General features: G+C 73.7%; 10 protein-coding genes. 5 read left to right on the top strand and 5 right to left on the bottom strand.

Features of this window, described 5'->3' with window-relative positions; genetic code table 11:
• Positions 1-299: 299 nt before the first annotated feature.
• Together ACFYXU_RS11430 and ACFYXU_RS11425 are read right to left on the bottom strand one after the other, a co-directional pair.
• Positions 300-2,516, bottom strand: a complete 2,217-nt coding sequence (locus ACFYXU_RS11430) for a heavy metal translocating P-type ATPase (RefSeq protein ID WP_389457418.1) — start codon at positions 2,514-2,516, stop codon at positions 300-302.
• Positions 2,517-2,587: 71 nt separating this feature from the next.
• Entirely contained in the window at positions 2,588-2,812 is a 225-nt protein-coding gene (locus tag ACFYXU_RS11425) for a heavy-metal-associated domain-containing protein (protein ID WP_189801693.1), read from the bottom strand.
• Positions 2,813-2,979: 167 nt separating this feature from the next.
• On the opposite strand from ACFYXU_RS11425, the gene ACFYXU_RS11420 reads away from it, so the two are divergent.
• On the top strand, positions 2,980-4,194 hold the full coding sequence (locus ACFYXU_RS11420) for a cation:proton antiporter (RefSeq protein WP_376514544.1): 1,215 nt from the start codon (positions 2,980-2,982) through the stop codon (positions 4,192-4,194).
• A gap of 134 nt (positions 4,195-4,328) precedes the next feature.
• On the opposite strand, the gene ACFYXU_RS11415 is transcribed toward ACFYXU_RS11420, so the two are convergent.
• Positions 4,329-4,952: a TetR/AcrR family transcriptional regulator gene (locus ACFYXU_RS11415; protein WP_329849930.1), complete on the bottom strand. Its 624-nt coding sequence runs from the start codon at positions 4,950-4,952 to the stop codon at positions 4,329-4,331.
• Between the two features lie 163 nt (positions 4,953-5,115).
• Between ACFYXU_RS11415 and ACFYXU_RS11410 the strand changes: the two genes are divergently transcribed.
• A complete protein-coding gene (locus ACFYXU_RS11410) occupies positions 5,116-7,437 on the top strand; it encodes an MMPL family transporter (RefSeq protein ID WP_389457416.1) in 2,322 nt (773 codons plus the stop codon).
• Positions 7,438-7,508: 71 nt separating this feature from the next.
• On the opposite strand, the gene ACFYXU_RS11405 is transcribed toward ACFYXU_RS11410, so the two are convergent.
• Together ACFYXU_RS11405 and ACFYXU_RS11400 are read right to left on the bottom strand one after the other, a co-directional pair.
• A complete protein-coding gene (locus tag ACFYXU_RS11405; protein ID WP_329849934.1) occupies positions 7,509-7,706 on the bottom strand; it encodes a MerR family transcriptional regulator in 198 nt (65 codons plus the stop codon).
• Positions 7,707-7,976: 270 nt separating this feature from the next.
• Entirely contained in the window at positions 7,977-9,053 is a 1,077-nt protein-coding gene (locus tag ACFYXU_RS11400; protein WP_389457414.1) for a sugar phosphate isomerase/epimerase family protein, read from the bottom strand.
• Between the two features lie 179 nt (positions 9,054-9,232).
• Between ACFYXU_RS11400 and iolC the strand changes: the two genes are divergently transcribed.
• From iolC to iolD, 3 genes are read left to right on the top strand one after another with little or no spacing between them, the layout of a single operon-like run.
• Complete coding sequence (iolC, locus tag ACFYXU_RS11395; protein WP_376514582.1) at positions 9,233-10,180, top strand: 5-dehydro-2-deoxygluconokinase; 948 nt, start codon at positions 9,233-9,235, stop codon at positions 10,178-10,180.
• Between the two features lie 9 nt (positions 10,181-10,189).
• On the top strand, positions 10,190-11,002 hold the full coding sequence (iolB, locus tag ACFYXU_RS11390; protein WP_376514539.1) for a 5-deoxy-glucuronate isomerase: 813 nt from the start codon (positions 10,190-10,192) through the stop codon (positions 11,000-11,002).
• Complete coding sequence (iolD, locus tag ACFYXU_RS11385) at positions 10,999-12,849, top strand: 3D-(3,5/4)-trihydroxycyclohexane-1,2-dione acylhydrolase (decyclizing) (RefSeq protein WP_376514537.1); 1,851 nt, start codon at positions 10,999-11,001, stop codon at positions 12,847-12,849. Before iolB ends, iolD begins: the two co-directional genes overlap by 4 nt.
• Positions 12,850-12,858 lie beyond the last annotated feature (9 nt).

Genomic DNA, 12,858 nt, shown 5'->3' with positions numbered 1-12,858 from the left:
CCCACGGGTCGGCGAGCGGGGCGCTTTCCATATCCCGGTGCGGATTCCCCCCACGGGATCCGGGCCGGGCGTCCGGTGCGCGGTCTGCCGGGGTACGTACGGGAGGGCCGCTCAAAGCTCCCCGTGCACGTGCCCCGGCCGCGCTTGCCCAGGGACGTCCCCCAAGACATCCCATGAACGTCCCCCAAGACGTTCTTGGCATCGCCCACTTAGACTCGCGAACAGCCCAGATGGTTACCCCCCAATATCTGTGATCTAGATCTCTTTGTGAAGGTCCTGTGCGTCACGCGTGAGTGAATTCACGTGAACCGGCGGAGCCGAAGGCTGTTGGATACGACGAAGACGGACGAAAAGGCCATGGCCAGGCCGGCGATCATCGGGTTGAGGAGTCCGGCCGCCGCGAGGGGCAGCGCGGCGACGTTGTAGCCGAAGGCCCAGCCGAGGTTCCCCCGGATCGTCGCCAGGGTCCGGCGGGCCAGCCGGATGGCGTCCGCCGCGACCCGCAGGTCGCCCCGGACCAGGGTCAGGTCGCTCGCTTCGATCGCCGCGTCGGTGCCGGTGCCCATCGCGAGCCCGAGGTCGGCGCCGGCGAGCGCGGCGGCGTCGTTGACCCCGTCGCCCACCATCGCGACCGTGCGGCCCTCGGCCCGCAGCCGCCGGACCACCTCGGCCTTCTCCTCGGGCAGCACCTCCGCGATCACCTCGTCGATGCCCACCTCGGCCGCCACGGCCTCGGCCACCGCCCGGTGGTCCCCGGTGAGCAGCACCGGCCGCAAGCCCAGGGTGCGCAGCCGGGCGACCGCCTCGGCGCTGGTGTCCTTGACGGTGTCGGCGACGGTCAGGGTGCCCCGGGCGACCCCGTCCCAGGCGACGTGGACGGCGCCGGGCGCGGTCGTCGCGGGCGCCTCGACGCCCTCGGCCTCCAGCAGGGCGGCGCGTCCGACCAGCACCAGCCGTCCCTCGACGGAGCCGCGCACGCCGAGTCCGGGCACGTTCTCGAAGGTCTTCGGGGTGGGGAGCTCCCCGCAGCGCTCGGCGGCGCCGGCCGCGATCGCGCGGGCGACCGGGTGCTCGGAGGAGTGCTCCAGGGCGCCGGCGAGCCGCAGCAGTTCGGTCTCGTCGGCCGGGTCCGTGCCGTACCGGCCGCCGTGCACGTGGACGCCGGTCAGCTTCATGCGGCCGGTGGTGACGGTGCCGGTCTTGTCCAGGACGACTGTGTCGACCTTGCGGGTCGACTCCAGCACCTCGGGGCCCTTGATGAGGATGCCGAGCTGGGCGCCGCGGCCGGTGCCGACCATGAGGGCGGTCGGGGTGGCGAGGCCGAGGGCGCAGGGGCAGGCGATGATCAGGACGGCGACGGCCGCGGTGAAGGCCGCGGTGACGTCGTCGGTGGCCAGGAGCCAGGTGACGAGGGTGCCGAGGGCGATCAGGAGCACCACGGGGACGAAGACGGCGGAGATCCGGTCGGCGAGCCGCTGCACCTCGGCCTTGCCGTTCTGAGCGTCCTCGACGAGCCGCGCGATCCGGGCGAGCCGGGTGTCGGCGCCGACCCGGGAGGCCTCGACGACGAGCCGTCCCGAGACGTTGACGCAGCCGCCGGTGACGGCGGAGCCGGGGGTGACGTCCAGCGGCAGCGACTCGCCGGTGAGGAGGGAGGCGTCGACGGCGGAGGCACCCTCGGTGACGGTGCCGTCGGTGGCGATCTTCTCCCCGGGGCGTACGACGAAGAGGTCTCCGGCCCGCAGGTCGGTGACCGGGATCCGGGCCTCCCGGCCCTCGCGCAGGACGGCGACGTCCTTGGCGCCGAGCTCCATCAGGGACCGCAGCGCGGCGCCCGCCTTCCGCTTGGCACGGGCCTCCAGGTAGCGGCCGAGGAGGAGGAAGGTGACGACGCCGGCGGCGACCTCCAGGTAGATCGAGGAGGAGGCGTGCGCGCGGTCGGCGGTGAGGTCGAAGCCGTGGCGCATGCCGGGCGTCCCGGCGTCGCCGAGGAAGAGCGCCCACAGGGACCAGCCGTAGGCGGCGAGGGTGCCGACCGAGACCAGGGTGTCCATGGTGGCGGCGCCGTGCCGCAGGTTGGTCCAGGTGGCCCGGTGGAAGGGCAGCCCGCCCCAGACGACGACGGGGGAGGCGAGGGTGAGCGAGAGCCACTGCCAGTTGTCGAACTGGAGCGACGGGACCATCGCGAGCAGGATCACGGGCGCCGAGAGGAGCGCGGAGACCGTGAGCCGCTGCCGGAGGGAGGCGAGCTCGGGGTCCGCCTCCTCCTTCCCCTGCTCCTCCCGCTCCTCCGCCGGCGGGAGGGGCACGTCGGCGGTGTAGCCGGTCTTCACGACGGTGGCGATCAGCGCGTCGACGTCCACGTCCGGCGCGTGCTCGACGTGCGCCTTCTCCGTGGCGTAGTTGACGGTGGCGGTGACGCCGTCCATCCGGTTGAGCTTCTTCTCGATGCGGGCCGCGCAGGAGGCGCAGGTCATCCCGCCGATCGTCAGCTCGGTGACGGTGGTGCTTGGCATGCGTGATTCCCAACGGGAGCAGGGCCGTACCCGACAACGGTACGGCCCTGCGAAGCGTGTCCGGGGGGCGGTCAGACCAGCTCGTAGCCGGCCTCGTCGACGGCGGCGGCGACGGCCTCGCGGTCGAGCGGGGCGTCGGAGACGACGGTGACCTCGCCGGTCTTGGCGACGGCCGTGACGGAGGAGACGCCGGGGATCTCGGAGATCTCGCCGGAGACGGCGCCCTCGCAGTGGCCGCAGGTCATGCCCTTGACCTGGTAGACGGTGGTGAGTTCGGTCTTCGTCTCTGCGGACATGGCGCTCTCCTCCTGGGGATTCAGGGTCTTACACCGGCGAGACTATACCCCTAGGGGGTATAAATTCCACTTGATCCGCGCCTCCGGCGCCGGGGCTCCCCAAGTCCCCCCGGCGACGGGTCGCCTGACGCGGCCGCAGGGGCTGATGCCTATGGTAAACACCCGATATGTCGCATCCGGGGAGCACGCTCATCCTGATCATGGCGATCGCCGTCCTGGCGCCGCTGCTGGCCTACGCGGTGGGGCGCAGGCTCCCCGTCCCCCTCGTCATCTTCGAGATCCTCCTCGGCATCCTCATCGGCCCCGACGTCCTGGACTGGGCCCGCCCCGACGCGCTGATCGACGGGCTCTCCCAGCTCGGCCTGGCCATGCTGATCTTCCTCGCCGGGTACGAGATCGAGTTCGGCAAGGTCCGGGGCGACACGCTGCGGCGCTCCGTGTGGGCCTGGGTGACCGCCCTCGGCCTCGGGCTCGCCACCGGCGTCCTGCTGGGCGGCGGCTACACCAAGGGCGTCTTCATCGGCGTCGCCCTGACCAGCACCGCGCTCGGCACCGTCCTGCCGGTGCTGCGCGACGCGGGCGAGCTCCACGGGCGGTTCGGCTCGGTCGTCATGGCCTTCGGCGCGGTCGGCGAGTTCGGCCCGATCATCGCGATGTCGCTGCTGCTCAGCGGGCGCGGCGCCGGCGAGTCCACCGCCGTCCTCGCCGTCTTCGCCGCGCTCACCGCCGGGGCCGTCCTGTGGGCGATGCGGCCCCGCCCGCCGTGGTTCTCGACGGTCATCGCCAGGACCCTGCACAGCAGCGGCCAGTTCGCCGTCCGCTTCGTCTTCCTGCTGCTCGCGCTCATGCTCGGGGCCTCGACCGCGCTCGGCCTGGACGTGCTGCTCGGCGCCTTCGCCGCCGGACTCATCACCCGGCTGGTGCTGACCGGCGCCGCGCCCGAGGCCGGGCCGGAGATCCTGGCGAAGGTCGAGGGCGTCGGCTTCGGCTTCCTCGTCCCGGTGTTCTTCGTCGTCACCGGGATCGAGTTCGACCTGCACTCCCTCCTCGAAGGGGGCCGGACCCTGCTCCTGCTGCCGGTCTTCCTGCTGCTCTTCCTGGTCGTGCGCGGCGGGCCGGTCTGGTTCCTCGCGCCGCGCGACCTCGGCCGCCGGGACCGGGGCGGCCTCGTCCTCTACGGCTCCACCGCGCTGCCGCTCGTCGTCGCGATCACCACCATCGGCGTGGACGACAAGGAGATGACGGCCGGCGAGGCGGCGGCGCTCGTCGGGGCGGGCATGCTCTCCGTGCTGATCTTCCCGCTGCTGGCCCTGAGGCTGCGGGCGCGCGCGGGCGGGAAGGCGCTGCCCACGGAGACGGCCGGCGGTTCGGAGTCGTGGTGACGGGCCCCCGCTCAGTGCGGGGCGCTGCCCACGGAGACGGTCGGCGGGTATGAGTCGTGGTGACCGCCCCCGCTCGGTGGGGGGTCCTGCCCACGGAGACGGTCGGGGTTCGGAGTCGTGGTGACGGGCCCCGCTCAGTGCGGGGAGTCGACCAGCGGGGAGAGGTAGCGCAGCAGGACCGTCTTCAGCTCGGCGATCGTCGCGTCCCGCTCCGGCCCCTCGGGCGCGGCCAGGACGAGACCCAGGCCCCCCTTGAAGATCGCGAAGGTCATGTCGGCGATCCGGGCCCGCTCCTCCGGGGTCAGCTCGGGGGCGAAGTGCGCGATCACGTCCCGCACCGAGGAGAGCAGGCTCGCGTGCAGGGCGTCGTGCTCCTCGGCGATCCGGCCGGGCACCTCGGAGCCGTGCATGAGTGCCAGGAAGACCGGGTTCGCGCAGTTGAACGCGATCATCGGGTCGACGACCACGTCGAGCAGCTCGGGCAGCGGCAGGGTGAGGTTCGCCGGGGTGAACGCCTGGCCGTGGGCCTCCCGCATCTCGCTCAGGAGGCGCTCGCCGAGCTCTATCGCGATGGCCTCCTTGTTCGGGAAGTACTGGTAGAGCGTGCCGGGCGAGACGCTCGCCTCGCGGGCGATCGCGTTGGTGCTGGTCGCCGTGTACCCGTGCGCGCAGAAGACGTCCGCGGCGGCCTGGAGCAGCTGCGCGATACGGCGCTCACCGCGCGCCTGGCGGCGGCGCGGCCTCGGTTCTTCGGACATCACTGTCCCCAGCTCTCCTCAGCGGTTTGACAAACACGAGAGGTCGCTCGCATTCTAAGAAAACGCGAGCGATCACTCGTGTTTGCCGGTCTATGGCAATGGGCGGCCCCCGCGACCTGCCGGGAAGCGCGTGCAGGGGCCACGGTGAAGGGGACACCGCGTCATGTCCGAAGTCAAGAAAACGGCCCCGCGAGGCGGGGGCGGCGGGGGATGGACGCGGTTCGTGACCGCCAGGCCGCGCCTCACCCTCCTGGTGGCCCTCGTGCTCACGGCCCTCGCGGTCCTCGCGGGCGGTGGCGTCGCCGACCGGATGGGCAGCGGCGGCTGGGAGGACCCGGCCGCCGAGTCCACGTACGCCACGAAGGCCCTGGAGAGCCGGTTCCCCGGCTCCCAGCCGAACGTGCTGCTGCTCGTCGACGCCGGAGCCCCCGGGGTCGACGCCCCGGACGCCGCCGCCGAGGCCCGCCGGCTCGCCGAGCGGCTCGACGCCGAGCCGGGCGTCGACGGCGTCGGCTCCTACTGGTCCACCGGCTCGCCCGCCCTCCGCTCCGAGGACGGCCGCCAGGGCGTCATCGCCGCCCGGATCGCCGGCGAGGAGAAGGACGCAGCCGCCGTCCTCGACCGGATCGCCCCCGCGTACCGGGGCACCCACGGCCCCGTCGAGGTCTCCCTCGGCGGCGAGCTCGCCGTCCGGCACGAGATGCAGACGGTCATCCAGGAGGACCTGCTGCGGGCCGAGCTCATCGCCCTGCCCCTGACGCTCGTCCTGCTCGTCATGGTCTTCGGCAGCGCCGTCGCCGCCCTGCTGCCGCTCGGCGTCGGCATCGTCGCCATCCTCGGCACCAACGCCGTCCTGCGCGGCATCACCGAGTTCACCGACGTCTCCGTCTTCGCGCAGAACCTGACGACCGCCCTCGGTCTCGGACTCGCCATCGACTACGCCCTCTTCGTCGTTCGCCGCTACCGCGAGGAGCTCGCGGCCGGCGCCGACACGTACGCCGCCGTCCGCACCACCCTGCGCACCGCCGGGCGGACCGTGCTCTTCTCCGCCCTCACCGTCGCCGTCTCGCTCGCCGCGATGCTGGTCTTCCCGCAGTACTTCCTGCGCTCCTTCGCGTACGCCGGGATCGCGGTCGTCCTGCTCGCCGCCACCGCCGCGCTCACCCTGCTCCCGGCCGCCCTCGTGCTGCTCGGCGACCGGGTCAACGCCCTGGACCTGCGACGGCTCCTGCGCCGCGGCCGGGCACCGCGCGGCGCCACGACGGAGGCGGTCCGGGGCGACACGGCCGGCTCTGCCGCCGAAGGCTCCCCGCGCTACGGCTCTCCGGGTGACGACGGGGCCGGCTGGGGGCGGGCCGCCGCCCTCGTGATGCGCCGGGCGCCCGTCTTCGCCGTCGTCACCACCACCGGGCTCGTCCTGCTCGGGCTGCCCTTCCTCGGCGTGAAGTTCGGCACCGCCGACGACCGCCAGCTCCCCGTCACCGCCTCCTCCCGGGTCGTCCAGGACCAGCTGCGGGACGGCTTCCCCGGGAGCCCGGGCGGCGGCCTCACCGTCCTCGCCGAGGGCGAGGCCACCCCCGCGCAGTACGCCGGCTACCGGGAGCGCCTCGCCGCCCTCGACGGCGTCGCCCGCGCCGAGGGCCCCGTCACGGCGGGCCGCGGATCCGCCTATTTCACGGTCGTGCCCGAGGGCGAGACCGTCGGAGCCGACGCCCAGCGGGTCGTCGGGGAACTGCGCGCGGCCGAGGCCCCGTTCACGACCACCGTCACCGGACCGGCCGCCGTCCTCGTCGACTCCAAGGACGCCATCGCCGACCGCCTGCCCTGGGCGGCCGGGATCATCGTCCTCGTCACCCTGCTCCTCGTCTTCCTGCTCACCGGCAGCGTCGTCGTCCCCGTCCAGGCCGTCCTCCTCAACGCGCTCAGCCTCACCGCGATGTTCGGCGCCGTCGTCTGGGTCTTCCAGGAGGGGCACCTCTCCGGGCTCCTCGGCTTCACCTCCACCGGCGACATCGAGACCACGCTGCCCGTGCTCATGTTCTGCGTGGCCTTCGGACTCTCCATGGACTACGGGGTGTTCCTGCTCTCCCGCATCAAGGAGGAGTACGACGCCACCGGCGACCACGAGCACTCCGTCCGCTTCGGCCTGCGCCACACCGGCGGCCTGATCACCGCCGCCGCAGTGATCCTCGCCGTCGTCATGGTCGCCATCGGCACCTCCCGCGTCACCAACACCAAGATGCTGGGCCTCGGCGTCGCGCTCGCCGTCCTCATGGACGCGATGGTGGTCCGCAGCCTCCTCGTCCCCTCCGTGATGAAGCTGACCGGCCGCCTCACCTGGTGGGCGCCGGGCCCGCTGCGCCGCTTCCACGACCGCTTCGGCATCAGCGAGACGGACGCCCCGGCCGGCCCCGGCACGGGGGACGGGACCGGCGCGGAGTCCGATGCCGACGCCGACGGGAGGGCCTACAGCGCCGTCCGCTGACCCCTGGCCCCGCACGGCCGGGCGCCGGGCTCCGGAGGGGGACCGGAGCCCGGCGCGCGAGGCCCGCCGGGTCAGTCGCGGCGGGCCCGGTTGCCGGGGCGGCTCGCCACCCAGGCGCGGATCGTGTCCGCGTACCAGTAGGGCTTGCCCGCCTCCACGTGATCGGGCGGCGGAAGAAGCCCGTGCTTCCGGTAGGAGCGGACCGTGTCGGGCTGCACCTTGATGTGTGCGGCGATGTCCTTGTACGACCAGAGCCTTGCGTCCGTCATGCCCGGTACCTCCCTGCGCGCCGCGCAGCGGCGGCAGGGGGTGCCGTTCGGGGGCGCTGCGGGCGGGCGTCGGTGATCAAGCGATCAATCAGCCTCTGCCCGGTGCAACGCCCCTTCCGGCGGGAGGGCAGCGGCTGTCGCGAGCCTGTGACGCACAGCCCGCGTAAGCGAGACAAATGTGACGGAAGGGGAATCCGTGTGACGGAACCGGCACACACCTCCCCCGGAGTGTCCCCGTGCGTCCCCCCTGGTCAGGGCGGTATGCGCCGGTCACACGCCGCAGGAGCGGAGGAAGCGCCGGGTCCGCAGGGCGATCGGGTACGGGACGTCCGGCGCGCACGGGTACATGTCCTGCTCGACGATCGCGAACAGGTCCACGTCCAGCGCGGACGCGGCGGCGAGCACCGGTTCGAGAGCGGGCACGCCCGTCGGCGGCTCGCACATCACCCCCCGCGCCACGGCCGGACCGAACGGCACCCCCTCGGCCACCACCCCGGCCAGCACCTCCGGGTCGACCTGCTTGAGGTGGAGGTAGCCGATCCGCTCCCCGTAGGTCTCGATCAGCTTGACGCTGTCCCCGCCGGCGTACGCGTAGTGCCCGGTGTCCAGGCAGAGCGCGACCGCGTCCGGGTCGGTGGCGTCGAGCAGGCGGTGCACGCTCTCCTCGCCGTCGACGTGGGTGTCGGCGTGCGGGTGGACCACGATCCGCAGCCCGTACCGCTCGCGGACCTCCCGGCCCAGACGCTCCGTCAGGCGGGTCAGGTCCCGCCACTGCCCGGCCGTGAGCACGGGATCCTCCAGGACCGCGCCCGTCCGGTCGTCCCGCCAGAAGGACGGGATGACGACCAGGTGCTCGGCGCCCACGGCCTGGGCGAGGGCGGCGTTCTCGGCGACGTGCGCCCAGGTCCGGTCCCAGACGTCCGGGCCGTGGTGCAGCCCGGTGAAGACGGTGCCCGCCGAGACCCGGAGCCCGCGCCGGGCGGTCTCCTCCGCGAGGACGGCCGGATCGGTCGGCAGATAGCCGTAGGGGCCCAGCTCGATCCACGGGTAGCCGGCGCCCGACACCTCGTCGAGGAAGCGCTGCCACGGCACCTGCCGGGGATCGTCGGCGAACCACACCCCCCACGAGTCGGGGGCCGATCCGACACGGATCCGGGACGGCGACGAGGGCTGCGGCGAGAGGCCGGTGGCGGGCTGCGGCGCCGGACCCGTGGTGGGCGGCGCCGACGACCGCGGCGACGGACCGGTGGCGGGCTGCGGTGCCGGAGGGGCCGAGGGCGGGGCCGACGGCTGTGGCGACGGGCGGGTCGGGGGCGGTGCTGACGGCTGCGGGGACGGCTTCGTCATGACTGCCACCTTGGTCGCGGCCCGAGAGCAGCGTCAAGCCGTCGGCCGTCCCGCGTCGTCCGAATGTCCGGACATATCGTTGACACGCCTCCGGGCGGACGACTAGACCTGGGAGCGGAGCCGAGGGCGGCCGAGCCGAGAGGTGGCGCGTGGAGACGGAGCCGTACGACCTGATCGCCATGGGCCGCCTCGGCGTGGACCTGTACCCGCTCCAGACCGGCGTCGGACTCGACCGGGTCGAGACCTTCCGCAAGTTCCTCGGCGGCTCGGCGGCCAACGTGGCCGTCGCCGCCGCCCGCCTCGGCCGCCGCACCGCGCTCGTCTCCCGCACCGGCGCCGACCCCTTCGGCTGCTATCTGCGCCGCGAGCTGAAGGACTTCGGGGTCGACGCCCACTGGGTGACCGAGGTCGACGCGCACCCCACCCCCGTCACCTTCTGCGCGCTCTTCCCGCCCGACGACTTCCCCCTCTACTTCTACCGCCGCCCCCGGGCCCCCGACCTGGAGATCCGGACCGAGGAGCTGGACCTCGGCGCCGTCCGCGCCGCCCGGGTCTTCTGGGCGACCGGCACCGGCCTGTGCGCCGAACCCAGCCGCACCGCGACTCTGGACGCGCTGCGGGCCCGGTCCGGCCGGGAGACGACGGTCCTCGACCTGGACTGGCGGCCGATGTTCTGGACGGACCCGGCGGCGGCCCGCCCGTACTACACCGAGGCGCTGCGGCACGCGACCGTCGCCGTCGGCAACCTCGACGAGTGCGAGGTCGCCACCGGGGAGCGGGAGCCCGAGGCCGCGGCCCGCGCCCTCCTCGCGGCCGGCGCCGTCCGGCTCGCCGTCGTGAAGCAGGGCCCCGCGGGCGTCCTCGCGCTCGCCGCCGACGGGACCCGCGCCGAGGTGCCGCCGCTGCCGGTCGAGGTCGTCAACGGGCTCGGCGCGGGCGACGCCTTCGGCGGCGCCCTCGTCCACGGGCTGCTCGCCGGACACGACCTCGGCACCGTCCTGCGGCACGCCAACGCCGCCGGCGCGATCGTCGCGGGCCGCCTCGCCTGCTCCTCCGCCATGCCGGACGCCGCGGAGATCGCCGAAGCCCTCGCCGCCGGCACGGGAACGATCCCGGAGACGGGGTAGGGATCCGGCATGGACACGAGCCTGCACCTGCCCGCCGGGACCGCCGCGCACGGCCCGTACGCGGTCGACATCGACCCCGGGCGGGCCGGATGGACGTACTCCGCGCTCCGGGTCCTCACCCTCGGACCGGGGGAGAACCACACCTTCGAGAGCGGGGATTCCGAATGGGCCGTGCTTCCCCTCTCCGGTGCCTGTAGCGTGCGCGTCGACGGCGAGATCATCGAACTCCTGGGCCGCGCGAGCGTGTTCGAAGGAGTGAGCGACTTCGCCTACGTACCGCGCGACGCCCACGCCCAGATCGCCTCCGGCGCGGGAGGCCGCTTCGCTTTGGCAGGAGCGAAGTGCGAGCGAAGACTCCCCGCCCGCTACGGCCCCGCGCCGGAGGTTCCCGTCGAGACCCGGGGCAGCGGCAACCGTGCCCGCAGCGTCCGGAACTTCGCCTCGGCGGACGCCTTCGCGTGCGACCGGCTCATCGCCGTCGAGGTCGTCACGCCCGGCGGGAATTGGTCCTCCTACCCGCCGCACAAGCATGACGAGCACCGCCCGGGCGCCGAGACTGTCCTGGAGGAGATCTACTACTACGAGATCGCCGGCCCGCACGGCCTCGGCTACCAGCGGATCTCCCCCTCCCGGCCCGGCGGCGCCGAGCTGCTCGCCGAGGTCCGCGACGGCGACGCGGTCCTCGTCCCCGACGGCTGGCACGGCCCCTCGATCGCTCAGCCGGGGCACGACCTCTACTACCTCAACGTGATGGCGGGCCCCGGACCCGGACGGGAGTGGAGGATCCGCTTCCACCCCGACCACACGGAGGGATACGCATGAGGCTCACCGTCGCGCAGGCCCTCGTCCGCTTCCTCGCCGCCCAGCACACCGAACGCGACGGCGAGCGGCACCGGCTGATCGCCGCCACCTGGGGCATCTTCGGGCACGGGAACGTCGCCGGGATCGGACAGGCGCTGGTCGAGGAGCGGGGCATGCCCTTCCACCAGGGCCGCAACGAGCAGGCCATGGTGCACGCCGCCGTCGGCTACGCCCGCCAGAGCAACCGGCTCTCCGCGCACGCCGTCACCACTTCCATCGGCCCCGGCGCCACCAACCTCGTCACCGGCGCCGCCCTCGCCACGGTCAACCACCTCCCGGTGCTGCTGCTGCCCGGCGACACCTTCGCGACCCGCCCCGCCGACCCCGTCCTCCAGCAGCTCCAGGTCCCGTCCGCGGGGGACGTGTCCGTCAACGACTGCCTCCGCCCGGTGTCCCGCTCCTTCGACCGGGTCACCCGGCCCGAGGCCCTGATCCCTGCCGCCCTCGCGGCCGTCCGCGTCCTCGCCGACCCCGCCGAGACCGGCGCCGTGACCCTCGCCCTGCCCCAGGACGTCCAGGCCGAGGCGTACGACTGGCCGGAGGAGTTCTTCGCCGAGCGGATCTGGCGGATCCGCCGCCCCCGCCCCGACGCCGCCGAACTCGACGCCGCCGTCCGGGCCGTCCGGGCCGCGCGGCGACCGCTGATCATCGCCGGCGGCGGCGTCCGGCACAGCCGCGCCGAGGACGCGCTGCGCGAGCTGGCCGAGAGCACCGGCCTGCCCGTCGCCACCACCCAGGCCGGCAAGGGCGTCCTCCCGTACGACCATCCCTGCGACGTCGGCGGCATCGGCCACACCGGGACCGCCACCGCCGCCGACCTCGCGCGCACCAGCGACCTGATCATCGGCGTCGGCACCCGACACACCGACTTCACCACCGCGTCCGGCACCCTCTACCGCCCCGACACGCCCGTCCTCAACCTGAACATCACCGGCTTCGACGCCCACAAGCAGGCCGCGCTGCCCCTCGTCGCCGACGCGCGCGAGGGCCTCACCGCCCTCGCCGCCGCGCTCGGCGGCCACCGGCGGACCACGGCCGACTGGTCCGGCTCCAAGGCCGCGTGGCAGGAACGGACCGACGCGGCCTACGCCGCCCCCGACGAGGACGCCCGCCCCACCCAGACCCAGGTCCTCGGCGCACTCGACACTCTGGTCGACGGCAGCGACATCCTGATCAACGCAGCCGGCTCGCTCCCCGGCGACCTCCACCAGCTCTGGCGGACCCGCTCACGGGACCAGTACCACGTCGAGTACGGCTACTCCTGCATGGGATACGAGATCCCCGCAGCGATCGGCGTGCTCCTCGCCGCGCCCGGCCGGCCCGTCTGGGCGCTCGTCGGCGACGGTACGTACCTGATGAATCCGACCGAAATCGTCACCGCTGTCCAGGAGCGACTGCCCCTGAAGCTGCTGATCCTGCAGAACCACGGCTACGCCTCCATCGGCGGGCTCTCCGAGGCCGTCGGCGCCGAGCGGTTCGGCACCGACTACCGCCACCGGGCCGACGACGGCAGCTTCACCGGACCGCCGCTCCCGGTCGACCTCGGCGCCAACGCGGCCTCCCTCGGCCTACGGGTCCTGCGCCCCCGCACCGTGCGTGACCTGCGAGAAGCCCTCGCGGACGCCCGGGCGGCCACGGATCCCACATGTGTCTACGTCGAGACCGAAACGGCAGACAGTGTGTCGGGCCCGCCCCCGGCCCAGGCGTGGTGGGATGTGCCCGTGGCCGAGACGTCGACCCGCCCGTCGGCGGCGAAGGCCCGCGAGGAGTACGACCGGCACGTCACCGCCCGACGCCGCCATCTCTGAAGGAGTAAC

Source organism: Streptomyces sp. NPDC002232 (assembly GCF_042890295.1).
In the GTDB taxonomy this organism is placed as follows: domain Bacteria; phylum Actinomycetota; class Actinomycetes; order Streptomycetales; family Streptomycetaceae; genus Streptomyces.
Note: the sequence above shows the minus strand (reverse complement) of the source record. Positions and strands in the feature narration are given on the sequence as shown.